At 73.4% G+C, this 24,324-nt stretch carries 20 protein-coding genes; 7 read left to right on the top strand and 13 right to left on the bottom strand.

What is annotated here, in order from left to right; translation table 11 throughout:
* Positions 1 to 53: 53 nt before the first annotated feature.
* From MUU72_RS22400 to MUU72_RS22390, 3 genes are all read right to left on the bottom strand, one after another.
* A complete protein-coding gene (locus MUU72_RS22400; protein WP_248015148.1) occupies positions 54 to 806 on the bottom strand; it encodes an amino acid ABC transporter ATP-binding protein in 753 nt (250 codons plus the stop codon).
* 47 nt (positions 807 to 853) lie between these two features.
* Positions 854 to 1,792 (bottom strand): amino acid ABC transporter permease, encoded by a 939-nt coding sequence (locus MUU72_RS22395; protein WP_248015139.1) that lies wholly within the window; start codon positions 1,790 to 1,792, stop codon positions 854 to 856.
* Between the two features lie 70 nt (positions 1,793 to 1,862).
* Positions 1,863 to 2,837, bottom strand: a complete 975-nt coding sequence (locus MUU72_RS22390; RefSeq protein WP_248015138.1) for an ABC transporter substrate-binding protein — start codon at positions 2,835 to 2,837, stop codon at positions 1,863 to 1,865.
* 561 nt (positions 2,838 to 3,398) lie between these two features.
* Here MUU72_RS22390 and MUU72_RS22385 point away from each other — a divergent pair.
* The 3 genes from MUU72_RS22385 (at position 3,399) to MUU72_RS22375 (ending at position 6,502) form a co-directional block, all read left to right on the top strand.
* On the top strand, positions 3,399 to 4,628 hold the full coding sequence (locus MUU72_RS22385; RefSeq protein WP_248015137.1) for an NAD(P)-dependent malic enzyme: 1,230 nt from the start codon (positions 3,399 to 3,401) through the stop codon (positions 4,626 to 4,628).
* A 224-nt stretch (positions 4,629 to 4,852) separates the two neighbouring features.
* Positions 4,853 to 5,815: a zinc-binding dehydrogenase gene (locus MUU72_RS22380; protein ID WP_248015136.1), complete on the top strand. Its 963-nt coding sequence runs from the start codon at positions 4,853 to 4,855 to the stop codon at positions 5,813 to 5,815.
* Positions 5,816 to 5,899: 84 nt separating this feature from the next.
* Positions 5,900 to 6,502 (top strand): HutD/Ves family protein, encoded by a 603-nt coding sequence (locus MUU72_RS22375; RefSeq protein WP_248015135.1) that lies wholly within the window; start codon positions 5,900 to 5,902, stop codon positions 6,500 to 6,502.
* Here MUU72_RS22375 and MUU72_RS22370 read toward each other — a convergent pair.
* The 8 genes from MUU72_RS22370 to MUU72_RS22335 all read right to left on the bottom strand — a co-directional run bounded on the left by MUU72_RS22370 (position 6,474) and on the right by MUU72_RS22335 (position 16,455).
* Entirely contained in the window at positions 6,474 to 7,223 is a 750-nt protein-coding gene (locus tag MUU72_RS22370; protein WP_248015134.1) for an antibiotic biosynthesis monooxygenase, read from the bottom strand. The two genes, MUU72_RS22375 and MUU72_RS22370, sit on opposite strands and share 29 nt — an antisense overlap.
* 88 nt (positions 7,224 to 7,311) lie before the next feature.
* Positions 7,312 to 8,388 carry a helix-turn-helix transcriptional regulator gene (locus MUU72_RS22365; protein WP_248015133.1) on the bottom strand — a complete coding sequence of 359 codons (1,077 nt, stop codon included), beginning with the start codon at positions 8,386 to 8,388 and terminating at the stop codon, positions 7,312 to 7,314.
* A 2-nt stretch (positions 8,389 to 8,390) separates the two neighbouring features.
* Positions 8,391 to 9,278: a DUF4097 family beta strand repeat-containing protein gene (locus tag MUU72_RS22360; RefSeq protein ID WP_248015132.1), complete on the bottom strand. Its 888-nt coding sequence runs from the start codon at positions 9,276 to 9,278 to the stop codon at positions 8,391 to 8,393.
* Positions 9,279 to 9,376: 98 nt separating this feature from the next.
* Positions 9,377 to 9,556 carry a DUF6104 family protein gene (locus MUU72_RS22355; RefSeq protein WP_049649445.1) on the bottom strand — a complete coding sequence of 60 codons (180 nt, stop codon included), beginning with the start codon at positions 9,554 to 9,556 and terminating at the stop codon, positions 9,377 to 9,379.
* A gap of 193 nt (positions 9,557 to 9,749) precedes the next feature.
* A complete protein-coding gene (locus MUU72_RS22350; protein ID WP_248015131.1) occupies positions 9,750 to 13,526 on the bottom strand; it encodes a multifunctional oxoglutarate decarboxylase/oxoglutarate dehydrogenase thiamine pyrophosphate-binding subunit/dihydrolipoyllysine-residue succinyltransferase subunit in 3,777 nt (1,258 codons plus the stop codon).
* Positions 13,527 to 13,763: 237 nt separating this feature from the next.
* Positions 13,764 to 14,891: a HAMP domain-containing sensor histidine kinase gene (locus MUU72_RS22345; protein ID WP_248015130.1), complete on the bottom strand. Its 1,128-nt coding sequence runs from the start codon at positions 14,889 to 14,891 to the stop codon at positions 13,764 to 13,766.
* Positions 14,888 to 15,628 carry a response regulator transcription factor gene (locus MUU72_RS22340; RefSeq protein WP_067346991.1) on the bottom strand — a complete coding sequence of 247 codons (741 nt, stop codon included), beginning with the start codon at positions 15,626 to 15,628 and terminating at the stop codon, positions 14,888 to 14,890. Before MUU72_RS22340 ends, MUU72_RS22345 begins: the two co-directional genes overlap by 4 nt.
* 83 nt (positions 15,629 to 15,711) lie before the next feature.
* A complete protein-coding gene (locus MUU72_RS22335) occupies positions 15,712 to 16,455 on the bottom strand; it encodes a polyamine aminopropyltransferase (protein ID WP_248015129.1) in 744 nt (247 codons plus the stop codon).
* Positions 16,456 to 16,648: 193 nt separating this feature from the next.
* Here MUU72_RS22335 and MUU72_RS22330 point away from each other — a divergent pair, with 193 nt between their 5' ends.
* The 3 genes from MUU72_RS22330 (at position 16,649) to lon (ending at position 21,165) form a co-directional block, all read left to right on the top strand.
* Entirely contained in the window at positions 16,649 to 17,524 is an 876-nt protein-coding gene (locus MUU72_RS22330) for a rhomboid-like protein (protein WP_248015128.1), read from the top strand.
* 161 nt (positions 17,525 to 17,685) lie between these two features.
* A complete protein-coding gene (locus tag MUU72_RS22325; protein ID WP_248015127.1) occupies positions 17,686 to 18,546 on the top strand; it encodes a pentapeptide repeat-containing protein in 861 nt (286 codons plus the stop codon).
* A gap of 192 nt (positions 18,547 to 18,738) precedes the next feature.
* Positions 18,739 to 21,165, top strand: coding sequence for an endopeptidase La (lon, locus tag MUU72_RS22320; protein WP_248015126.1), 2,427 nt, complete (start codon positions 18,739 to 18,741; stop codon positions 21,163 to 21,165).
* A gap of 70 nt (positions 21,166 to 21,235) precedes the next feature.
* Here lon and MUU72_RS22315 read toward each other — a convergent pair whose 3' ends face one another.
* Complete coding sequence (locus tag MUU72_RS22315; protein ID WP_248015125.1) at positions 21,236 to 22,096, bottom strand: lysozyme; 861 nt, start codon at positions 22,094 to 22,096, stop codon at positions 21,236 to 21,238.
* Positions 22,097 to 22,389: 293 nt separating this feature from the next.
* On the opposite strand from MUU72_RS22315, the gene MUU72_RS22310 reads away from it, so the two are divergent.
* Positions 22,390 to 22,881 carry a MarR family winged helix-turn-helix transcriptional regulator gene (locus MUU72_RS22310; RefSeq protein ID WP_372503240.1) on the top strand — a complete coding sequence of 164 codons (492 nt, stop codon included), beginning with the start codon at positions 22,390 to 22,392 and terminating at the stop codon, positions 22,879 to 22,881.
* 28 nt (positions 22,882 to 22,909) lie between these two features.
* Here the strand turns inward: MUU72_RS22310 and MUU72_RS22305 are convergent, their stop codons facing one another.
* Positions 22,910 to 23,755 carry a hypothetical protein gene (locus tag MUU72_RS22305; protein WP_248015124.1) on the bottom strand — a complete coding sequence of 282 codons (846 nt, stop codon included), beginning with the start codon at positions 23,753 to 23,755 and terminating at the stop codon, positions 22,910 to 22,912.
* Positions 23,756 to 24,324 lie beyond the last annotated feature (569 nt).

Raw genomic sequence — 24,324 nt, 5'->3', positions numbered from 1 at the left:
GGCGGGGGGGCGGGGGGGGGGGCGGCCCCCCCCCCCCCCCCCCCCGCGGCCGCTCAGAGGACCTTGGAGAGGAACGACTGGGTCCGCTCGTGCCGGGGGTTGGTGAGGACCTCCCGCGGGTGGCCGGATTCGACCACCACCCCGTCGTCCATGAAGACCAGCGAGTCGCCGACCTCCCGGGCGAAGCCCATCTCGTGGGTCACCACGACCATCGTCATGCCGTCCGCGGCCAGGTCCTTCATGACGTCCAGGACGTCGCCGACCAGCTCCGGGTCGAGGGCCGAGGTCGGCTCGTCGAAGAGCATCAGCTTGGGCTCCATGGCCAGCGCCCGGGCGATGGCCACCCGCTGCTGCTGCCCGCCGGAGAGCTGCGAGGGGTAGTTGCCGGCCTTGCCGCCGAGCCCGACGCGGTCCAGCAGCTTGGCCGCACGCTCCCGGGCGGCCGCCTTGGACTCGCCCTTGACCTGGACCGGCGCCTCCATGATGTTCTCCAGCGCGGTCATGTGCGGGAAGAGGTTGAAGCGCTGGAAGACCATGCCGATGTCGCGGCGGCGGGCGGCGACCTCGCGGTCCCGCAGCTCGTAGAGCTTGCCGTGGTGCTCGCGGTAGCCGACCAGTTCGCCGTCGACCGACAGCCGCCCGGCGTTGATCTTCTCCAGGTGGTTGATGCACCGCAGGAAGGTGGACTTGCCGGAGCCGGACGGGCCGATCAGGCAGAAGACCTCCCCGGGCGCCACCTCCAGGTCGATGCCCTTGAGGATGTGGGCCGCGCCGAAGGACTTGTGCACGCCCTCGGCCTTGACCATCGGCACCCCGGACCTGCCGGTGCTCGCCGAGGGCTTGGTGGACTTGCTCATGCCGCACCTCCGGCGCGGTTCGGGCCGGCCAGCTTGGTCTTCAGACGCTGGAACGGGGTGGGCGGAAGCTGGCGGCTGGAGCCGCGGGCGTAGTAGCGCTCCAGGTAGTACTGGCCGATGCTGAGCACCGTGGTGGCGATGAGGTACCAGGCCGCGGCCAGGATCAGCATCTCGACGACCACACCGGAGTCCCGGCCGACGTTCTGCGCGGCCTGGAGCAGGTCGTAGTACTGGACGGCGATGACCAGGGACGAGGTCTTGAGCATGTTGATGACCTCGTTGCCGGTCGGCGGCACGATCACCCGCATCGCCTGCGGCACGATGATCCGGCGCAGCGTCTTGCCGTGGCTCATGCCCAGCGCGTGCGCCGCCTCGGTCTGGCCCTCGTCCACCGCGTTCAGACCGGCCCGGCAGATCTCGGCCATGTACGCGGCCTCGTTGAGGCCGAGGCCGAGCAGCGCGCACAGGAACGGGGTCATGAAGTCCGACCACTCGTCCTTGTAGATCGGCATGATGTCGATGTACTGGAAGACCAGGCCGAGGTTGAACCACAGGAAGAGCTGGACGTAGACCGGCGTACCGCGGAAGAACCAGATGTAGAACCACGCCACGGACGAGGTCACCGGGTTCTTGGACTGCCGCATCACCGCGAGGACGACGCCCAGGCCGACGCCGATCACCATCGCCAGCAGGGTGATCCACAGGGTGTTGCGGAGGCCCTTGAGGATGTCCGCGTTGAACATGTACTCCGGTATCGCGCCCCAGTTGACCTTCCCGGAGGCGAAGGCCCGCACGAGCAGCGCCAGCAGCCCGATGACGACGAGCGCGGCGATCCAGCGCCCGTAGTGGCGGACCGGAATGGCTTTGATGGGCTCGGGCTGGGCCGGCGGTGCGGCCGCCGGCGGCTCGGCCGGCTTGTCGACGTCAACTGACACGGAGGAATGCCTTTCAGCGTGGGCGGGAGCGGCGGTGCGCGCGGGGCGTGGCGGGGACGGGCCGGCCGGCTCAGGTGCCGCCGTTGATCTGCACGTCCTTGACCGCGGCGTCCTTGACGTTCCACTTGGCCAGGACGCGCTCGTACGCGTGGTTCTTGATCGCCAGCTCCACGGCCGCCTTGAGGGCGTCGCGCAGCTGGTCCTGGCCCTTGGGAACGGCGATGCCGTAGGGGGCCGCTTTGAGGGGGGCGCCGCCGACCATCTGGAAGTCGTTGCCGCCGCCGGAGACCTGCACCGCGTAGGCCGCCACCGGGTAGTCGCTGGAGACCGCGTCCACACCGGCGGTCCGCAGCCGGGTCTGGGCCTCGGAGTCGTTGTCGAACGCCTCGATGGAGATCGGCTGCTGGCCGGCGTCCTCACACGCCTTGGACTTGTCCTTGGCCAGGTCGTGGGAGACGGTGCCGCGCTGCACGGCCAGCTTCTTGCCGCACATGGTCTCCCAGCCGTCGATGCCCTTGGTCTTGCCCTTCTGGGTGTAGAGGGAGACCCCGACGTTGAGGTAGTCGACGAAGTCGACACCGTCGCCGATCTTCTTGCCGGTGGTCGAGTCGACGCCCTGCTGGCGGTCCTTGGTGTCGGTCATCGCCGACATCGCGATGTCGTAGCGCTTGGACTTCAGACCGCCCATGAGGGTGTCGAAGGTCGCGTTGTTGAAATTGAGCTTGATGCCGAGTTCTTCGCCGAGCGCCGCGGCGAGATCCGGATCGATGCCCTCCACCGCGCCGTTGGAGCGGAACTCCACCGGCTTGTAGGTGATGTCCGAACCGACCTGGAGCATCCCCTTGTCCTGGATGTCCTTGGGGAGCTTGCTGAAGAGCGGGGCGTGCGGATTGCGGTTCTTGGCCGCCTCCCGCCGGGCGATCGCCGCGTCGGTCTGGTCACCGCAGGCGCTGAGCAGCAGCAGCGATGCGGTGACCGTGGCTATCGCCGCCGCGGCCCTGCCGGACCTGCCGGCCGCCGCGCGACGGGTGGTGTCTGCGGTCATGCTGATCCTCCTGCGGATGGGGAACCGACGTGCCAGTGTGGGCAGCCGGTGTGCTGGTGAGAAGGGGCCGGCGCACACCTTTGGGCACCTTTGGGCGGGGGCCCGCGGTCGGTGACGGAATCTTGCCATCCGGACTCCGGTATTCGGACTGTCGTACAGGTCAAAATCGGATAACGGACGGGCAAGGAACGCCGCAGGCCGTGCGGCGCAAGGGAAAGCGGGGGCGGGCGGGGCGCGGGTGCGGGGCGGGGGTGGTCGCGGCGTCTCGGAATCCGGACAACCCCGAGGGATCTTCGGCATTTTCGGGCGTTACGTCGCTATTGTCGGAGCCCTGTACCAGCAGGTAACGAATCTGACTCGTCGCCTCGCATGCGCGTCCGGTAGAAAGGGTCGTTACACCCCTCATCCGGGGCTCAGGGCGCGTGTGCGGCGCGCCCGGCGTCCGTACCTCCCCCCGCGCGGCGGCCATCCGCCGGGCAGGGCGCGGGCGCGGTGCCCGCCCACCCCCCAACCAGGGAGTGGCCACCCTCAACAGATTTACGACAAAGGGGTCAGAGAACAGTGGCAGCGGAGATCGTCAATCCTCGCAGCGACAGCGAGACCGGCGCGGGAGAAGGCGCGGACGGCACGTCCGGCGAACTCCTCGACCCGGCCTTCGCGCTGCACCGCGGCGGCAAGATGGCCATCCAGGCCACCGTGCCGGTGCGCGACAAGGACGACCTGTCCCTCGCGTACACGCCGGGCGTCGCCAAGGTGTGCAGCGCCATCGCCGAGCGTCCCGAGCTCGTGCACGACTACACCTGGAAGTCCCAGGTCGTCGCCGTGGTCACCGACGGCACCGCGGTGCTGGGCCTCGGTGACATCGGCCCGGAAGCCTCCCTCCCGGTGATGGAGGGCAAGGCCATCCTCTTCAAGCAGTTCGGCGGCGTGGACGCGGTCCCGATCGCGCTCGCCACCACCGACACCGACGAGATCGTGGACACCGTCGTCCGCCTCGCGCCCTCCTTCGGCGGCGTCAACCTCGAAGACATCTCGGCGCCCCGGTGCTTCGAGATCGAGCAGAAGCTCAAGGAGCGCCTGGACATCCCGGTGTTCCACGACGACCAGCACGGCACCGCCGTGGTCACCCTGGCGGCGCTGCGCAACGCGGCCAAGCTCACCGACCGCGCGCTGGGGCAGCTGCGGGCGGTCATCTCGGGCGCCGGTGCGGCCGGGGTCGCCATCGCCAAGATCCTCGTCGAGGCGGGCATCGGCGACGTGGCGGTCTGCGACCGCAAGGGCATCGTCTCGGCGGACCGCGGCGACCTCACCGACGTCAAGCGCGAACTGGCCGGCTTCACCAACAAGCAGGGGCTGACCGGCTCGCTGGAGACCGCGCTGAAGGGTGCCGACGTCTTCATCGGCGTCTCCGGCGGCACCGTGCCGGAGGAGGCGGTGGCCACGATGGCGAAGGACTCGATGATCTTCGCCATGGCCAACCCCAACCCGGAGATCCACCCGGACGTCGCCCACAAGTACGCCGCGGTGGTCGCCACCGGGCGCAGCGACTTCCCGAACCAGATCAACAACGTGCTGGCCTTCCCCGGCATCTTCGCCGGCGCGATGCAGGTGCGCGCCTCGCAGATCACCGAGGGCATGAAGCTGGCCGCCGCCGAGGCGCTGGCCGCCGTCGTCGCCGACGAGCTCAGCGCGGAGAAGGTCATCCCCTCGCCGTTCGACGAGCGGGTCGCCCCGGCGGTCACCGCGGCCGTCGCGGCCGCCGCCCGCGCGGAGGGCGTGGCGCGAGCCTGACCGGCGTCCCAGGACGGACCGCGGCCGACGGGCCGGGCCGGCACCCCTCGCGGGTCCGGCCCGGCCCGTCCGGCTTTGCGCGGACTTCGCCCCACGGGACGTCCGGCGCAAGGGCCGTCGGCCGGATGCCGGCGCCGGGATCGGGCCGCCCGGCGGCGCCGGCGCGGCGCGTGTCACACCCGCGCCCGCTGTCGCACCGCGCGCCCGCGCCCTAGTTTGGGATCATGTTTGCTGCCTACGCCGCCCGCATCGACCGCGACCAGCCGCTGAACGGCCTCGAACTGGGGGAGCGCCCGGCCCCCGCGGCCCGCCCCGGCTGGACCACCGTCGACGTCAAGGCCGCCTCCCTCAACCACCACGACCTGTGGACGCTGCGCGGCGTCGGGATCACCGAGGAGTCGTTCCCGATGATCCTCGGCTGCGACGCCGCCGGGATCGACGAGCACGGCAACGAGGTCGTCCTGCACTCCGTCATCGGGCAGACCGGCCACGGCGTCGGCCCGGACGAGAAGCCCTCGATCCTCACCGAGCGGTACCAGGGCACGTTCGCCGAGCGGGTCACCGTACCGGCGTGGAACGTCCTCCCCAAGCCCGCGGAGCTGTCCTTCGCGGAGGCCGCCTGCCTGCCCACCGCCTGGCTGACCGCGTACCGGATGCTGTTCACCAACGCCGCGGTGCGGCCCGGGGACACCGTGCTGGTGCAGGGCGCCGGCGGCGGGGTGGCCACCGCCGCCATCGTCCTGGGCGCCGCGGCGGGCCTGCGGGTCTTCGCCACCAGCCGGGACGAGACCAAGCGCAAGCGCGCGGTGGAGCTGGGCGCCGAGGCGGCGTTCGGGACCGGCGAGCGGCTGCCCCGGAAGGTGGACGCGGTGATCGAGACGGTCGGCGCGGCCACCTGGTCGCACTCGGTCAAGTCCCTGCGCCCCGGCGGCACTCTGGTCATCTCGGGCGCCACCAGCGGCTTCACGCCCAAGAGCGGTGAGCTGAACCGCATCTTCTTCCTGGAGCTGAGGATCGTCGGCTCCACGATGGGCAGCAAGGAGGAGCTGGCCGGACTGCTGAGCTTCTGCGCCGCCAAGGGCATCCGGCCGGTGATCGACTCCACCCTGCCGCTGGACCGGGCGCGCGAGGGCTTCGCGAAGATGGCCGAGGGCGATCTGTTCGGGAAGATCGTCCTGACGGTCTGACAGCGGCGGTACGGAGGCGGTGCGGTGGCGGTGGTCCGGCGGGGTCCGGTGCGGCCGCGGCCGGTGTTCGGGAGGGAGGGAGACGTGCGGATCCTGCGGGCCGCGGCGCGGACGGCCGTGCCGTGGCGCAACGGCGGCGGGCTCACCCGCGAGGTGGCCGCGCACCCGCCGGGCGCGGGCTGGGACGCCTTCGCCTGGCGGGTGAGCCTGGCCGAGGTGACCCGGGACGGGCCGTACTCCCCACTGCCCGGCGTCCATCGGATCCTCACCGTCGTCGAGGGCGCCGGTCTGGAGCTGACCGTGGACGGCACCGTGCACCACCTCCCCGGCCGCTACCGCCCGTTCGGCTTCCCCGGCGCCGCCGCCACCGGCTCCCGGCTGCTCGGCGGCCCGGTCGTCAACCTCAACGTGATGGTCCGGGCGGGGCGGACCGCGGCGGACGTCGCGCTGGTGCGCGGCAGCCGGGAGGTGGCCGGACCGGGGACCGCGGTGGTGGTCGCGCTGGACGGCGCGACCTGGCTGGGCCCCGCGGCGGCCGGGGAGGAGGCCGTCCGGCTGGCGCGGTACGACGCGGCCGTGCTGGAAGGGGCACCGGACGCGGCGGCGCCCGTGGTCGTGCGGACGTCCGGGACCGCCGCGCTGATCTGCCTGTCCGACGTCAACGGGCCCGCGGCGACGGGACGTTGACCAGCGTCCGGTGGAGCCGGTAGCCGGCGACCGGCGGCCGCGGGGCGGCGGGCGCCGCCGACGCGGCCGGCGCGTCGAGGGGGACCGCCGGGGCGGGGGAGACGCCGGGCAGGGCCCCGATCGCCTCCCGCAGCCGCGCCGAGACGCCCCCGGCCGCGAACTCCTCCCAGGCCGAACGGTCCGTCCACTCCGCGTGGTTGAGCACTCGCGTGCCGTCCTCGGAGAGGTGGAAGTGGGCGCCGAGGAGGCCCGGGACCCGCTCCCGCGCCAGCCGCTCGACGACGGTGCCGGCGAGCGCGCGCTGGGTGTCCGGCCCGGTGGTGGCGAAGGCCGGGGTGGCCACGAAGCCGGGCCGCGGTGCCCCGGGCCGCTCCGGGACGTGGCTGCGGTAGCGGCGGTAGCGGACCACGCCGGGGCGGCGGATGCCCGGGATCGCCTCGTCGATCGGAACGAGGGCCGCGGGCCGCGCGGCGCGCGCCCACTCCCGGTGGGCCTCGTCGTCCGTCCACTGCGCGTAGTGCAGCACATGGGTGCCGTCGGTGCTCAGGAACACCGCGAGCGCCAGCATCGCGTCCGGGAGCCGCCGCTGCTTCTCCCAGGCGTCGAGCAGCGCGTTCGCCGCCGCCTCCTGGAAGCGGGGCTCCGGCACGATCCAGGGGCTGACGAGCACGGTGCCGGCGTCGGGGCGCAGGACGTCGGGGTGGGCGTCGGTGAGGGGCATGGCGTCTCCGTGGGGAACCGTGGATGGTACGGAGCAGCCTGGAGCCTCAAGTGCGCTCGAGGTCAAGCGGCTTGGCCACCGGCGCCCGCTAGGCGCCCCCGTCCGGGCGGTGCAGCAGGGCGCCGAGGTGGGCGGCGGTGTCCGCGAGGAGGTGGCGGGCGGCGGTGAGCTGCTCGGGGCTGACGCCGTGGTCGCGGGCCGCGTCCCGCAGGTCGTCGCGGAAGCGGTCCAGCAGGCGGTCGAAGTCGCGGGCCGGGTCGCCGCTGCCGGGCTCGGTGGCCCAGGCGGGCAGCGGCGGCTGCCCGGCGGGCTGCTCGGAGGGCCGCTCGGCGGGGCGCGCGGCGGCCTCCTCGGCGGGCTCCTTGGCCAGGTCCACGGGCTCCTCCGGGGCGCCGCCGGACGCGGCGGAGGTGTAGCGGCCGACCTCGCGGGAGACCTCGCCGAGCGCCTCGCGCAGGGCCGAGGACCAGTCGCCGGTGCGGACCGCGTCCTGCGCCTGCTCCTGGACGTGCCGGATCACCCGCTGGACCTCCTCGCGGGCGTGCGCCTGGGCGTCCCGGGCCTGCTTGCGGGCGCGCTGGGCCTCCTGCCGGGCGCGGCGGCTCTCCTCCTTGGCGCGCCGGGCCTGCTCCTTCCACTCCTCCTTGGCGCGGCGGAACTCCTCCTTCGCCTGCCGCCAGGCGTCCTTGTCGCCGAACGCGCCCTCGAAGGGGCCGGCCGCCTCCGGGGCGGGCCGGCCGCCGGCCGCGCCCGTGCGCCCGGCCTTCCCGGCGCCGGCCCGGGCCTGCCGGGCGGCCTCCTTGACCTCCTGGCGCAGATGGCGCGCGGAACCGCTGACGTCCTCCCGGATGTCCGAGGCGAGCGCCGCCACCGACTCCCGGATCTCCAGCTCCAGTTCGGCGAGTTCGCCGCCGCGGTCGGCCAGTTCGGCGCGGCCGGTGCCGGTGATCGAGTAGACCTTGCGGCCGCCCTCGGTCGTGTGGGTCACCAGGCCCTCGGCCTCCAGCTTGGCCAGGCGCGGGTAGACCGTGCCGGCGGACGGCGCGTACAGCCCCTGGAAGCGCTCCTCCAGGAGGCGGATGATCTCGTAGCCGTGCCGCGGGGCCTCGTCGAGCAGCTTGAGGAGGTAGAGCCGCAGGCGGCCGTGGGCGAAGACGGGGGGCATGCTCAGAGCACCTTCTTCCCGGCGGGCGGGGTCGTGGGGGCGGGGCCGTCCTGCGGGCCGGGCCCCGGCTCCTCGGCGGGCGGGCGGCGCAGCAGCGCCAGGGCACCGGAGACGGTGGTGGCCTTCAGGTGGCCGGTGCCGGCGCCGAGCGCGCCGGTGATCCGCCTGGCGCCCCACCGGCCGGTGACCCGCAGGTCGTCGAAGGCGTTGGTGACCGCGCCGGTGGTGGTGTTGGCGTCCACCCGGGCGTCGGCCGGGTCGGGCAGCCGGATGGCGATCTCCCCGGACACCGTGGTCAGGTCGATCCGGGTGCCCGCCGCCGGTTCGAGGTCCAGGACCAGACCGCCGCTGACCGTCTCGGCCCGCACCCCGCCGCCGGTGCCCTCGACGACCGTCAGCTCGCCGGAGACCGAGTGGAACACCAGATCGCCGGTGAGGGCCTGGGCCTGGACGTTGCCGGAGACCGTCTCGGCGCGGACCGGGCCGGCCAGGCCGACGAGGGTGCACTCGCCGCTGACCCCGCACACCTCGGTGCCGCCCGCTATGCCGGAGACCACCGCCCCGGCGCCGACCGTGCCCACCTCGACGCGGGTGGCGGCCGGCACCGTCACCGAGACCACCGCGCCGCGCTGCCACCCGGTGCCGTCCAGGAACGACAGGAAGCCCTTCCCGGGCAGGTCGTCATAGCCGATCCGGAGCGTGCCGTCGGCCCAGGAGACCGCCAGCGGCGGGCCGTTCAGCTCGGAGACCTCCAGCCGGGCCGGCCCGCCCTCGGGGGTGCCGACGACGTTGACGGTGCCGCCCACCAGGCGCACGGTGAGCGCGTCGACGGGTTCCTCGATCTCCAGCGTGCGGGGCGCGGAGACCGTCCACGCGGTCCGGGCTGACATCCCTGGCCTCCCCTGGGTGGGCGGACGACGCAACATATCGCGTCTTCTGAGAACACGATATATCGCAGCGTGCGGGAGTCAAGCGGCCCGGAGGGGCCCTACTCGTCGTCCTCGTCGTCCAGCCGCGCCAGCCAGGTGGCCAGCCGCTCCACCGGAACCTCGAAGTCCGGGTTCAGGTCCACGAACGTCCGCAGCTGCTCGGCCAGCCACCCCAGGGTGACCTCCTCCTCGCCGCGCCGGTTCTCCAGCTCCTCGATGCCACGGTCGGTGAAGTACACGTGCTCTCCCACAGATGCTCAGGAACGGTCCAGGTCATGGGACCGTGCGGTCAGGATAGGCAGCCGCGGGCCCGGCCCGCGCCACCGGCTCCGGGCCCCCGGCCGTACCCCGGACAGCCCGAAGGGCCCGCCCCACCGGAGGGGGAACGGGCCCTTCGCGGACCGCCGTTCGGCGCGGCCGGCCGCCGCGGCGTTACGCCTCGAAGACCTCCGCCACCAGCTGCGCCTGCTCGGCCTGGTGCCGCTTGGCCGAGCCGACCGCCGGCGAGGAGCTGTGCGGCCGCGAGATGCGGCGCAGGCGCTCACCGTGCGGGACGTCGGCACCCACCGCCAGGTCCAGGTGGTCGATGAGGTTCAGACCGAGGAACGGCCAGGCACCCTGGTTCGCCGGCTCCTCCTGCGCCCACAGGTACTTCTCGGCGTTCGGGAACTTGGCGATCTCCGCCTGGAGCTCCTTGCCGGGCAGCGGGTACAGCCGCTCGATCCGGACCAGCGCGGTGTCGAACGCGCCGCGCTTGACCCGCTCGGCCTCCAGGTCGTAGTAGACCTTGCCGGAGCAGAAGACGACCTTGCGGACGTCCTCGGGCTTGACCGCGGTGTCGCCGATGACCGGGCGGAAGCCGCCGGTGGTGAACTCCGACGTCTTCGACGCCGCCGCCTTCAGCCGCAGCATGGACTTCGGGGTGAAGACGATCAGCGGCTTGTGGTGCGGGTTGTGCACCTGCCAGCGCAGCAGGTGGAAGTAGTTCGACGGCAGCGTCGGCATCGCCACGGTCATGTTGTTCTGCGCGCACAGCTGGAGGAAGCGCTCGATCCGGGCCGAGGAGTGGTCCGGGCCCTGGCCCTCGTAGCCGTGCGGCAGCAGCAGGGTGACGCCGGACGTCTGGCCCCACTTCTGCTCCGCGGACGAGATGAACTCGTCGATGACGGTCTGCGCGCCGTTGGTGAAGTCACCGAACTGCGCCTCCCACATCACCAGCGCGTCCGGGCGGGCCAGCGAGTAGCCGTACTCGAAGCCCATCGCCGCGTACTCGCTGAGCAGCGAGTCGTAGACGTTGAAGCGGGCCTGGTCCTCGGACAGGTACAGCAGCGGGGTGTAGTCCTCGCCGGTCTGCCGGTCGATCAGCACCGCGTGGCGCTGGCCGAAGGTGCCGCGGCGGGAGTCCTGGCCGGCGAGCCGGACCGGGGTGCCCTCCATCAGCAGCGAACCGATGGCCAGGGTCTCGCCCATGCCCCAGTCGATCGCGTCGTCCTCGATCATCGCCGCCCGGCGCTGGAGCTGCGGCAGCAGCCGCGGGTGGACGGTGATGTGGTCGGGGATGCTGACCTGCGACTCGGCGATCCGCTTGACGACCTCCTGGGAGACCGCGGTCTCCACGTGGACCGGGAACTCCGCCTGCGGCTGCGGCACTTCGGGCGCGGCCGGCGCCGAGGTGGCGTCGCGGACCTCGGTGAAGACCTTCTCCAGCTGGCCCTGGAAGTCCTGGAGCGCCTGCTCCGCCTCTTCGAGGGTGATGTCGCCCCGGCCGATCAGCGACTCGGTGTAGAGCTTGCGCACCGAGCGCTTCTTGTCGATCAGGTCGTACATCAGCGGCTGGGTGAAGGCCGGGTTGTCCGACTCGTTGTGGCCGCGGCGGCGGTAGCAGATCAGGTCGATGACCACGTCCTTGTTGAACGCCTGGCGGAACTCGAAGGCCAGCCGCGCGACGCGGACGACGGCCTCGGGGTCGTCGCCGTTGACGTGGAAGATCGGCGCCTCGATCATGCGGGCCACGTCGGTGGCGTACATGGAGGAGCGCGAGGACTCCGGGGCGGCGGTGAAGCCGACCTGGTTGTTGATGACGACGTGGACGGTGCCGCCGGTGCGGTAGCCGCGCAGCTGCGACATGTTGAGCGTCTCGGCGACCACGCCCTGGCCGGCGAACGCCGCGTCACCGTGCAGCTGGATCGGCAGGACGGTGAAGTCCGTACCGCCCTTGTTGATGATGTCCTGCTTGGCGCGGGCGACACCCTCGACGACCGGGTCCACGGCCTCCAGGTGGGAGGGGTTGGCGGTCAGCGAGACGGTGATCTGCTCGCCGTCCAGGCCGGTGAAGGTGCCCTCGGCGCCCAGGTGGTACTTCACGTCGCCGGAGCCGTGCATCGACTTCGGGTCGAGGTTGCCCTCGAACTCGCGGAAGATCTGGGCGTAGGACTTGCCGACGATGTTGGCCAGGACGTTCAGGCGGCCGCGGTGGGCCATGCCGATGACGACCTCGTCCAGCCGCGCCTCGGCCGCGGAGTCGATGACCGCGTCCAGCAGCGGGATGACCGATTCGCCGCCCTCCAGCGAGAACCGCTTCTGGCCGACGTACTTGGTTTGCAGGAAGGTCTCGAACGCCTCGGCGGAGTTCAGCCGGCGCAGGATCCGCAGCTGCTCGTCGCGCTCGGGGGACTTGTGCGGGCGCTCGACCCGGTCCTGGATCCACTTGCGCTGCTTGGGGTCCTGGATGTGCATGAACTCGATGCCGGTGGTGCGGCAGTACGAGTCGCGCAGCACGCCCAGGATGTCGCGCAGCTTCATCATCGACTTGCCGGCGAAGCCGCCGACCGCGAACTCCCGCTCCAGGTCCCACAGGGTGAGGCCGTGCTCGGTGATGTCCAGGTCGGGGTGCTTGCGCTGGTGGTACTCCAGCGGGTCGGTGTCGGCCATGACGTGGCCGCGGACCCGGTAGGAGTGGATCAGCTCGAAGACCCGGGCGGCCTTGGTGACGTCGTCGTCGTGGCTGGCGTCGATGTCGCGCAGCCAGCGGACCGGCTCGTAGGGGATCCGCAGCGACTTGAAGATGTCGTCGAAGAAATCGTTCTCGCCGAGCAGCAGCTGGCTCATCACCCGCAGGAACTCGCCGGAGGCGGCGCCCTGGATCACCCGGTGGTCGTAGGTGCTGGTCAGCGTCATGACCTTGGAGACACCCAGCTTGTTCAGGGCGTCCTGCGAGGTGCCCTGGAACTCGGCCGGGTAGTCCATCGAGCCGACGCCCATGATCATGGACTGGCCGGGCATCAGCCGCGGCACCGAGTGGACGGTGCCGATACCGCCGGGGTTGGTCAGCGACGCGGTGACCCCGGTGAAGTCGTCCATGGTGAGCTTGTTGTCCCGGGCCCGGCGGACGATGTCCTCGTACGCCTGCCAGAACTCGAAGAAGCTCATGGTCTCGGCCTTCTTGATGGCCGCGACGACCAGCTGGCGCTCACCCTTGGCCTTGACCAGGTCGATCGCCAGGCCGAGGTTGATGTGCGGGGGCTTGACCAGCGTCGGCTTGCCGTCCTTGACCGCGAACGAGTAGTTCATCGACGGCATGGCCTTGAGGGCCTGCACCATGGCGTACCCGATGATGTGCGTGAAGGAGACCTTCCCGCCGCGGGCGCGCTTGAGGTGGTTGTTGATGACGATGCGGTTGTCGAACAGCAGCTTCACCGGGACCGCGCGGACGGACGTGGCCGTCGGCAGCTCCAGGGAGGCGCTCATGTTCTTCGCGACGGCCGCCGACGGGCCGCGCAGGGTGACGAGCTCGGGGCCTGCGGGCGCCGCACCGTCGGCCTCCGCGGTGGCCGCCGGGGCCTTCGCGGGGGCCTTGGCCGCGGGCTTCGCGGCGGGCTTCGCCGGCGCCGGCGCGGCGGCCGGAGCGCTCGCGGCCGGGGCCGGGGCGGCCGGGGGCTTCGGCGCGTCCGCGGCGGGGGCCGCGGGAGCCGGCGCCGACGGGGCCGGGGCCGAGCCCTCCGCGGGCTTGGCCGGCGCGGCGCCGCCGCCCGGCTTGTAGTCGGCGAAGAAGTCCCACCAGGCTCGGTCTACCGAGTTCGGGTCCTGGAGGTACTGCTGGTAGATCTCGTCGACGAGCCACTCGTTGGGACCGAACGCGGCAGCGGGATTCTTCCCCTGCTCGTCCTGGTCGGTCGAGACACTCGCACTGTTGGGGGACTGTAGCGACACGGCGGCAACCGCCCTCTTCCGCTTCCTAAGGTGGTGGACAGCGGGAATAAAGGCTACGCCTCCTGTGACCTTTGGTGCAGTCCGGGAGGGTCACTCGTCGCGCACGTCACATTCCCGAGAGGGTTTCGGGGTATGACTTGGCGGGAAACACACGGGGTTTGCCCGTGTGCGGGTAGCGCGAAGCGCCGGGGCACACGGGAATGAGTGCTTCCACCACCGACCCTACGTCAGGCAGCGTCAACCCCGGGCTGACTCCAGCCCCGGAAGAGTGACGCGGATCCGGCAACCCCGGGGTGATTCCGCCACCCCGATCCGGCCGCCGTGCAGGTCCACCGCCCAGCGTGCGATGGCCAGGCCCAAGCCCGTCCCGCCGTCGGTGCCCGGCCCCGAGGGCCCCGGCCCGCCGCGGTTGAACCGCTCGAAGACCCGGTAGCGCTCCGACTCCGGGATCCCCGGCCCCTCGTCCTGCACCTCCAGCACCAGGCTCTCCGGCCCGTCGCCGCGCCGGGCCCGCACGGTGACCCGGCCGTGCCGCGGACTGTGCTTGATCGCGTTGTCGATGAGGTTGGCGACGACCTGGTGCAGCCGCTCGGCGTCGGCGTGCGCGGTCAGCTCCGGCGGCGAGACGTCGAGGTGGAGGTGGACGTCCGTACGGGTGTGGGTGCCGGAGCCGGCGAGTCCGGAGAGACCGGACAGGGTCGAGGCGCCGCGGCTCATGTTGGCCTCCTTGAGCACCCCGGAGAGGTACGGCCAGACCTCGAAGCGCCGGGCGTGCAGCGGCACCACGCCGTTGTCCAGCCGGGACAGGTCCAGCAGGTGCTCGACCAGCCGGCCCAGCCGCTCGGTCTGCTTCAGCGCCGTCCGCATGGTGTCGGAGTCCGGCTCGCAGACGCCGTCGACGACGTTCTCCAGCACCGCGCGCAGCGCCGCGATCGGGGTGCGCAGCTCGTGCGAGACGTTGGCGACCAATTCCTTGCGGTGGGTGTCCACCGCCTCCAGGTCGGCGGCCATGCGGTTGAAGGCGGCGGCCAGGTCGCCGAACTCGTCCCGGCGCTCCGCGCGCACCCGCCGGGTGTAGTCCCCGTGCGCCATCGCCCGGGTCACGTCGGTCATCTCACCGAGCGGGGCGGTCAGGCCGGTCGCCACGAACTGGGTGACCAGCAGCGAGGCGATGATCGAGAAGATCGTGATCACCCGCAGCTCGGTGGCCGAGTGCATCGCCACGAACACCAGGAGGGTGGTGATGATCACCGAGACGATCACCAGCGCGCCCAGCGCCGCCTTGACCGAGCGGTACGGGTCCAGCGGCCGCAGCGCCTCCCAGACCCGGTCCCACAGGGCCCGCGCCCGCCACCGCCGGCTCATGCGGGCGGGGTCTCCAGGGCGTAGCCGACGCCGTGCACCGTGCGGATCCGCTCGGCGCCGATCTTCCGGCGCAGCGCCTTGATGTGGCTGTCGACCGTCCGCGTCCCGGACGCGTCCGCCCAGTCCCAGACCTCGGCGAGCAGCTGCTCGCGGGAGAGCACCGCGCGCGGGGTGTTCGCCAGGCAGACCAGCAGGTCGAACTCGGTGGGGGTGAGGTGGACGTCGTTGCCGCGCACCCGGACCCGGCGCTGGGCGTGGTCGATCTCCAGCTCGCCCAGGCGCAGGATGCCGCTGCGCGGGGTGTGCGCGGCCAGCGCGGCCCGCTCGACCCGGCGCAGCAGCACGTGCACCCGGGCGGCCAGCTCCCGCATGGAGAACGGCTTGGTCATGTAGTCGTCGGCGCCGACGCCGAGGCCGACCAGCATGTCGGTCTCGTCGTCCCGGGCGGTGAGCATCATCACCGGTACCGGCCGCTGCGCCTGCACCCGGCGGCACACCTCCAGGCCGTCGAAGCCCGGCAGCATCACGTCGAGGACGAGCAGGTCCGGCTGCCACGCCTCGGCCGTGTCCACCGCGGCCGGGCCGTCGGTGGCGGTCTGCACCTGGAAGCCCTCCGCGCGCAGCCGGGCGGCGATGGCCTCGACGATCGTCGGATCGTCCTCCACGACCAGCACCCGGCGCTGGGCGCCCGGCGTGGCCGCGGTGGTGCCGCCCTGGGTTGTCTGAGTCTGGTCCATCGCCCGCCCCTGCATGTGCCCTGCGTGGTCGCGTCTTGCTGGGCAGCAGCGTAAGGGCATGGTGTGACCGTCGGCTACGCGCCCTACGCGGACCGGAGCGCCAGGTGGACCACGTCCGGGACGCCTCGGGCAACCGGGATCTCTTCGGTCCGTACGCCCGCGAAACCGGCATTTCTCAGCGCCTGTTCGAAGGCCGCGGACGGCTGCGCGGACCACACCGCGAGCACGCCGCCGGGCGCCAGCGCCGCCCGGCAGGCGGCCAGGCCGGCGGGGGAGTAGAGGCCGCCGTTGTCCTCGGTGACGGTCCAGCCGGGGCCGTTGTCGATGTCCAGGCACAGCGCGTCGTAGCCGCCCGGAGCCGCCTGCGTCCGCAGGTACGCCACCAGGTCGGTGGGCAGGATCTCGGTGCGCGGGTCGGCCAGCGCCGGACCGGAGACCGCCGCCAGCGGGCCGGTGCGGTGCCAGTCGATCACCGCCGGCTCCCGCTCGGCGACCGCGATCCGGCCCCAGCGCGGCTCGGCCGCCGCCCGGGCCAGCGAGAAGCCCACGCCCAGGCCGCCGATCAGCACCGCCGGGTCCGGGCGGTCCGCCGGGAGCGCGGCCAGCGCGGCGTCGACCAGCAGGCGCTCGGAGCGGCCGTCGGAGGTGTCCATCAGGAAGCAGCCGTTGGCGATGATCTCGTAGACCGGCCCGGGCCCCCCGGGGCCCGCGGCGCCCGGGTCCCGCCGGCGCAGCACCACCTCTCCGTAAGGGCCCTCGCGGCGGTCGAGGGTGCGTACGGCCGGCTCGGCGCCGGCGGTCGGGTGCCAGGGAGGTACGGGAGCCATGCGGCCATCTTGGCCAACGGCGGGGGCGCCGGTCCACCGGCTTACGGGGGCGCTCCCCGGGGGCGCCCGGGCCGGTGCGGTGCACCGCACGGAGGGGGAGAACCGTGAGGGATGTCACTCACACAGCTGACTCATGGGTTGGTCGGCCACAGTGGTCCCGGACGGTGCGCGGGGTGGCGGAAGGGGACGGGCGATGGGGTGGCGGAGCCTGGTGAGCGCGAGCGGGGCGGCGGCCGGCACCGCCCCGGCCGGGGACGGGGCGGACCCGGCCGGACCGGGGCCGGCCGCACCGGACGGCACCGCGCCGGTGCGGCTCGCCGGGATGCCCCGGCAGCGCGGCGGCGCCGCGGCCCCGCCGGCGGCCCCGGGGCCTGACGGCCCCACCCGGGTGCCCCTGCGCCCCTGGCGCCTGCTGCCCACGCCCGCCGGCACCCCCTTCACCTTCTGCTACGCCCTGCTGCTGGTCGCCACCTCGCTCTTCGCCGAGCACGGCGACCCGGCCCTGGTCTCCCGGCTGCTCCAGGGGTCCAGTACGGACGTGGCCCACCTGGCGCAGGCGCCGCTGCTGGTGCTGGTCGCCAGCGCCCTGTGGAGCGCCGGCGGGCTCGCGTCCGGTTACGCGGTCGCCTTCCTCTTCGCGGTCACCGCCCTGGAGCGGCGGATCGGCGGGGTGCGGACCGCCGCGGTGTTCTTCGGCGGCCATGCGCTGGCCACCCTCGCCACCGAGGTGCCGGTGGGCTTCTCGGTCGCCGCGGGCGGCCTGCCGGACAGTTCGCTGCACCGCCTGGACTACGGCATCAGCTTCGGCGTGATGACCTGCGCCGGGGCGCTGGCCGGACTGCTGCCGGGCTGGGTGCGGCTGCCCGTACTGGCCGGGGCCGGCTACCAGGCGCTGGCCGGGCTGCTCACCTACGCCGACCCGATGACCGACTGGGGGCACCTGCTCGCGCTGTCCCTGGGGGTGGCCGCCTGGCCGCTGCTGCGCCACTGGCGGGCGCAGCGCGGCGGGCCCGCGCCGCTGCCGGGCGACCTGGGCCACCCGGCGCTGCGGCCGGCCCGGACGCTCTGACCGGCGCGGCCCCCCGACCGGCCGCCCGGCTGCCGGTCCGCCGGCCCGCCCGCCCGTGAGCCCGTCCGCCTGCCGTCCCGTCCGCCGGGGCGGTCGCGGACAATGGGGCCCCACGCGGGTGCCGTCCGAGGGGCCCGCCGACCGCAGGAGCCGAGAAGACCGTGCCGCACCCGCGCCGCCCCGCCCCGGACCGCCCCGCCGCCGCCCCCCAGGCCCCGGACGGCGCCCGGCTCCCGCTGCTGTCGGACTGCGGCAGCTGCTTCGGCCTGTGCTGCGTGGCGCTGCCGTTCGCCCGCTCCGCGGACTTCGCGCTGGACAAGGAGGCCGGCCGGCCCTGCCCCAACCTCGGCGCGGACTTCCGCTGCGGCATCCACCGGGACCTGCGGCAGCGCGGCTTCTCCGGCTGCACCGTCTTCGAGTGCTTCGGCGCCGGCCAGAAGGTCTCCCAGGTCACCTTCGGCGGGACGGACTGGCGGAGCGCGCCGGAGACCGCCGGGCCGATGTTCGAGGCGTTCGGGGTGATGCGGCAGCTGCACGAGCTGCTGTGGTACCTCACCGAGGCGGTGGCGCTGCCGGCCGCCCGCCCGGTGCGGGGGGAACTGCGGGCGGCGCTGGCGGCGACCGAGCGGCTGACCCTCGGCTCCGCCGCGGAGCTGGCCGCGCTCGACGTCCCGGCCCACCGCGCCACCGTCAACGCCCTGCTGCTGCGGGTCAGCGAACTGGTCCGGGCGAAGGTCCCGGGCCGGAAGAAGGAGCGGCGCGGCGCGGACCTGATGGGGGCGCGGCTCAAGGGCGCCGACCTCCGGGGCGCCAACCTGCGCGGGGCCTGTCTCATCGCCGCCGATCTGCGCGGTGCCGACCTGCGGTCCGCGGACCTGATCGGGGCCGACCTGCGGGACGCCGATCTGCGCGGCGCCGACCTCACCGGCGCCGTCTTCCTGACCCAGGCCCAGGTGAACGCCGCCCGCGGCGATGCGGCCACCCGCGTCCCCGAGGGGCTGCGCCGCCCCGCCCACTGGTAGCCGCCCGCGCCGCCGCTCCTCCCTCTCTCCCCGGGGCCTCACGGGCCCGTGGGCCCCACCGGGCTCACGGGCCGTACCCCACAACCGAGTTGCCGCCGCCTGATCGCTCACAGCGAACAGCGGTCGGGGAACAACGGCGGCCTCCCCAGCATTGAGTGGGTACAGCTCAACTTGCTTGCCGAAGGGGAGATCATGACTGCTGAGCCGACGGCGTCCACACCGCTCACCCTGCCCGTGCTGCCCCTCGACGACGAAGTCGTCCTGCCGGGCATGGTGGTGCCCCTGGACCTGTCCGACACCGAGGTGCGGGCGGCGGTCGAGGCCGCCCAGTCCGCCGCCTCCGCCGATCCGTCGGGCGGCAAGCCCACGGTCCTGCTGGTGCCGCGGATCGACGGGACGTACGCGGGCATCGGCACGCTCGGACGGGTCGAGCAGGTCGGCCGGCTGTCCGACGGCGACCCCGGCGCACTGATCCGGGGCCTGAGCCGGGTGCGCATCGGCGCCGGCACCACCGGCCCGGGCGCCGCCCTCTGGGTGGAGGGCACCACCGTGGACGAGAAGGTCCCCGACCCGCTCCCCGGAGCGATCGCCGAACTCGTCACCGAATACAAGGCGCTGGCCACCAGCTGGCTGCGCAAGCGCGGCGCCTGGCAGGTCGTCGACCGGGTCGCCGGTATCGACGACGTCCCCACCCTCGCCGACAACGCCGGCTACCTCCCGTTCCTGACGGCCGAGCAGAAGCGCCGGCTGCTGGAGACCACCGACCCGGTCGCCCGCCTGAAGGACGCCACCGAGGCGCTGCGCTCCCACCTGGCCGAGCAGGACGTCGCCGAGTCCATCGCCAAGGACGTCCAGGAGGGCGTCGACAAACAGCAGCGGGAGTTCCTGCTGCGCCGTCAGCTGGAGGCGGTCCGCAAGGAGCTCGCCCAGCTCAACGGCGACCCGGAGGACGAGAGCGGCGACTACCGCGCCCGGGTCGAGGCCGCCGACCTCCCCGAGGCGGTCCGCACGGCCGCCCTGAAGGAGGTCGACAAGCTGGAGCGGGCCAGCGACCAGAGCCCCGAGGGCAGCTGGATCCGCACCTGGCTGGACACCGTCCTGGAGCTGCCCTGGCACGAGCGCACCGAGGACGCCTACGACATCGCCGGCGCCAAGCGGGTGCTGGACGCCGACCACGCCGGCCTGGAGGACGTCAAGGAGCGCATCACCGAGTACCTCGCCGTCCGCAAGCGGCGCGCCGAGCGCGGGCTGGGCCTCGTCGGCGGCCGCCGCGGCGGCGCGGTGCTGGCGCTGGTCGGGCCGCCGGGCGTCGGCAAGACGTCGCTCGGCGAATCGGTGGCCCGGGCCATGGGGCGGAAGTTCGTCCGGGTCGCGCTCGGCGGCGTCCGGGACGAGGCCGAGATCCGCGGCCACCGGCGCACCTACGTCGGCGCGCTGCCCGGCCGGATCGTGCGCGCCGTCAAGGAGGCCGGTTCGATGAACCCGGTCGTCCTCCTCGACGAGATCGACAAGGTCGGCTCCGACTACCGCGGCGACCCGGCCGCCGCCCTGCTGGAGGTCCTGGACCCGGCGCAGAACCACACCTTCCGGGACCACTACCTGGAGGTCGAACTGGACCTGTCCGACGTGGTGTTCCTGGCCACCGCCAATGTCCTGGAGGCCATCCCCGAACCGCTCCTGGACCGCATGGAGCTGGTCCGGCTGGACGGCTACACCGAGGACGAGAAGGTCGTCATCGCCCGCGACCACCTGGTGCCCCGGCAGCTGGAGCGGGCGGGCCTGGCCCCCGGCGAGGTGACGGTGGAGGACGCCGCGCTGCGCAAGCTGGCCGGCGAGTACACCCGCGAGGCCGGGGTGCGGAATCTGGAGCGCTCCCTCGCCCGGCTGCTGCGCAAGGTCGCCGCCCAGCACGAACTGGGCGAGCGGGAGCTGCCCTTCACGCTCGGCGCGGAGCAGCTGCGCCCGCTGCTCGGACGGCCGCACCACACCCCGGAGTCGGCGCAGGACCCGGCCGAGCGGCGCACCGCGGTGCCCGGCGTGGCCACCGGCCTGGCGGTCACCGGCGCCGGCGGCGACGTGCTCTACGTCGAGGCGTCGCTGGCCGATCCGGAGACCGGCGGCTCCGGGCTGACGCTGACCGGCCAGCTGGGCGACGTGATGAAGGAGTCGGCGCACATCGCGCTCTCCTTCCTGCGCTCGCACGGCGCCGAACTGGAGCTGCCGGTGGGCGACCTCAAGGAGCGCGGCGTCCACCTGCACGTGCCGGCCGGCGCCGTCCCCAAGGACGGCCCGAGCGCCGGTATCACGATGACCACCGCGCTGGCCTCGCTGCTGTCGGGCCGCCAGGTGCGCCCGGACGTGGCGATGACCGGTGAGGTCTCGCTCACCGGGCGGGTGCTGCCGATCGGCGGCGTCAAGCAGAAGCTGCTGGCGGCGCACCGGGCCGGCGTCACCACCGTGATCATCCCCAAGCGGAACGAACCGGACCTGGACGACGTCCCCGCCGAGGTCCTCGACACCCTGACGGTGCACCCGGTGGCGGACGTCCGGCAGGTGCTGGAACTGGCCCTGGCCCCGGCCGCGGACGGCATCCGGCCCGAGGTGCCGGTGGCCGCCTAGGGGGCCCGGCCCGCCCGGCGGTCCGGCCCGTCCCGCTCCCCCCGGCGGGGCGGGCCGGCCGCCGTGCGCGTCAGCCGTTGGCCAGCGCCTGAAGGCGGTCGTACGCGCCGTTGAAGCGGTCGTGGTCGCCGACCGTCGGACCGGAGGAGGTGTACTGCCAGATGGTGTGGAAGCCCCAGCCGGCCGGGAGTTCACCGACCGAGGAGCCGTAGCGCGGGACCCACAGCGGGTTGACGCTGCCGAACGCGGTGGAGTTGCCGGTGCACTGCTGCCACCAGCTGGTGGAGGTGTAGACCACCGCGTCCCGGCCGGTGCGGGACCGGTAGGTGGCGAAGAAGTCCTTCATCCAGTTCACCATCCCGGTCGCGCTCAGCCCGTAGCAGGTCGCGCCGTACGGGTTGTACTCCATGTCCAGCGCGCCCGGCAGGGTCTTGCCGTCCTTGGACCAGCCCCCGCCGTGGTCCACGAAGTAGTTCGCCTGGGCGGCACCGCTGGAGGTGTCGGGGGTGGCGAAGTGGTAGGCGCCGCGGATCATCCCGCTGTTGTAGGAGCCGTTGTACTGCTGTGCGAAGTACGGGTTGGTGTAGCTGGTGGACTCGGTCGCCTTGACGTAGGCGTACTTGACGCCGCTGCTCCACAGCGTGGACCAGGCGACGTTGCCGTTGTGGCTGCTGACGTCGACGCCCTCGACGGACGCGGTCAGCGAGGGCAGCGCCGGCAGGAGGCCGGTGGTCGCGCCCTCGTGCCGGGCGATCTGGGAGCCGGCCCAGTCCTGGTCCGGGTGGCGGGGCTCGGGCGCGCGGGAGGGGGCCGCGGCGCCGGCGGTGCCGGGCAGGCCGGCGAGGAGGGAGACGGTCGCGAGGAGGATCCCGGCCACGGTCGCGCGGGAGCGCGCGGAACGGTGGGGGGAGCCGGATCTGAGCACGGGCATGGCGTGCCTCCGTAGATCTCGGTCGTTCTCGGTGCGATGGCGTGGAGCGGAAGGAACGGTGAGGGGGGAACCGGCATGCCTCTTGGTGTGGTCATGCCAGAAACGACGATACGCGCGTAGACCCCCGTGCCAAGGGGGGCCGCGGGCTGCCGTTGGTCTACTCCTGCGAAATACTGTCCCAACTGCGCTCTCCGTACGCCCGGAACGGAAATTTTCAGCCGACGGAAACGCGGCGCGCGGGGAACACGGGGGAATTGCGGGACATGCGGGACGACGCGGGAAGGGGCGCTGACGTGCACGAGACCGGAACCGGCGGTACCACGGGGGACGGCGAGCCGATGGGCGTGGACCCCGCTTTCCTTTCCCTGGAGCGCGAATTGGCGGTATTCCTGCGCCGCGCCCGGGCCTCCTCCGGAGAACTCGCCCGCGAGGTCCACCCCGACCTCGAACCGGCCGCCTACGGGCTGCTGGTGCGGCTCGCCGACGCCGGCTCCCAGCGCGCCACCGACCTCGCCGCCTTCTTCGGCGTCGGCAAGGCGACCATAAGCCGCCAGCTGCACGCCCTGGAACAGCTCGGCCTGGTCGCCCGCGCCCCCGACCCGGCCGACGGCCGCGCGGTGCTGGTCCGCGTCACCGACGAGGGCCGGCACCGCTTCAACCGCGTCCGCACCGCCCGCCGCGCCCGCTACGCCCGCCGGCTGGCCTCCTGGGACCGTGCCGAGGTCGCCGAACTCGCCCGCCTGCTGCACCGGCTGAATGCCGAACAGGAGAGCGAGGAGGCGTAAGCCGGCGCACCGGCGGCGGCGCGCCCGGTCACAGCGCCACGTGGGCCACCGCCGCGTCGTCCCGGGCCTTGCCGCGCGGGAAGGCCGCGCACTGCGGGTCGTCCGCCTCCAGCGCCCGGACCCGGTCGATCAGCGCCTGCGGCCCGGCGGCCGCGACCAGCGCCGCGCAGTCCGCCCACGAGCCCGCGCCGAAGACCTCCACCCAGCGTCCCGCGCCGTCGCTCAGCGCGGTCAGCGCGCGCAGCGCGGCGGACGGGGTGGTGCCGGTCAGCGCGCGGCCGGCCACCGACGGATCGGCCGCGGCGGTGAAGAACCCGCCCTCGGCATTCCGCAGCGCCTCCACCGCCCGCACGTACTCCCGGGCCGCCGCCGCGCGTTCGGCGGAGCCGCGGGGCAGCGCCCGGACCGCCGCGCGCCGGGCCCGGACCGGGGCCGGGAGGTCGTCGAGCCGGCTGTCCCGTACGGGATGCACCGACCCGTCCGTCTTCTCCAGGAGCAGGACGGAATCGGACAGCACCAGGTGCTCCACGGCCTGCCCGGACCAGCGCGCGGCGACCACCGTTGCCTGCGGCGTACGGGGGTGAGAAAGGTCACAGGTGTCGCGGTGGGCGTCGGCCGTCGTGCGCACGGCCGCCGCGAGCGCCTCGGTCAGCGTCATGTCCCGGTGTGAAACCGACAGTTCGAGCATTGCGCCCCCGAGCCGCGCGGTGAACCAGGGGACGGAATGGACGCAGCCGACGTCCCCCTCGGGCGGGGTGACCCCGTCCAGCAGCACCAGGGCGCCGCCCTCCCCGGAGGCCGGGAGGGCGGCCGACGCGTAGTCCTCGTTGGGGCGTTGGGGGTCGCCCGGCTCGGTGGCGAGTGCGATGCGCATGCCGGGAAGTCTGCCGGAGGCGGCCGGAACGGGCTGGTGACGGGGCGGCGGCGGGCCGGTTCGGGCGGCCGGAAGGGGCGGTCCGGCGGAGCGGAGGCAAATAGTCCGGTTTGCCGGAGCGGCGGTGCGGGGGCGGGGCATCCTTCCAGGACCGGCACGCATCTCCAAACCCGTCCGGGGGTTGCGCGGGGTTGCGGACGGCGGTGGCGCGGCACGGAAGTTGATGGTCAAACTCCGATTGTTGTTCACTCGTTCAGGTGGCCGGCCCTGTGTTGCCGAGCCACTGCGCGGCGCCGGTGGAATGGTCGTCTCCCGGATCAACCGGGGTGGCCAGAACGTCCGTCGCGACGCGCAGAGCCGGACTGTTCCCCCTCGCGGAATTGTGCGCTGCCGCGGTTTTCGCGCAGATCCGTCCCGCGAGCGGTGAGCGAGCCGGGTCCGCGACGCCGGTACGGCGTGGGCAGGCGAGACAGGAATGCGAGCAGCGGTGCGGAAGAAGCGGCTTCGGGGCGGCGCGGGGAAGCCGGGTTCGCCGGCCGGATCGGTCTCCGGACCGGCCACGGGATCCG

Origin of the sequence: Streptomyces rhizoryzae (genome assembly GCF_023155275.1) — a bacterium.
Taxonomy (GTDB): Bacteria; Actinomycetota; Actinomycetes; order Streptomycetales; family Streptomycetaceae; genus Streptomyces; species Streptomyces rhizoryzae.
The sequence above is the reverse complement of the archived record's forward strand: the minus strand, read 5'-3'. Positions and strand labels throughout refer to the sequence as shown.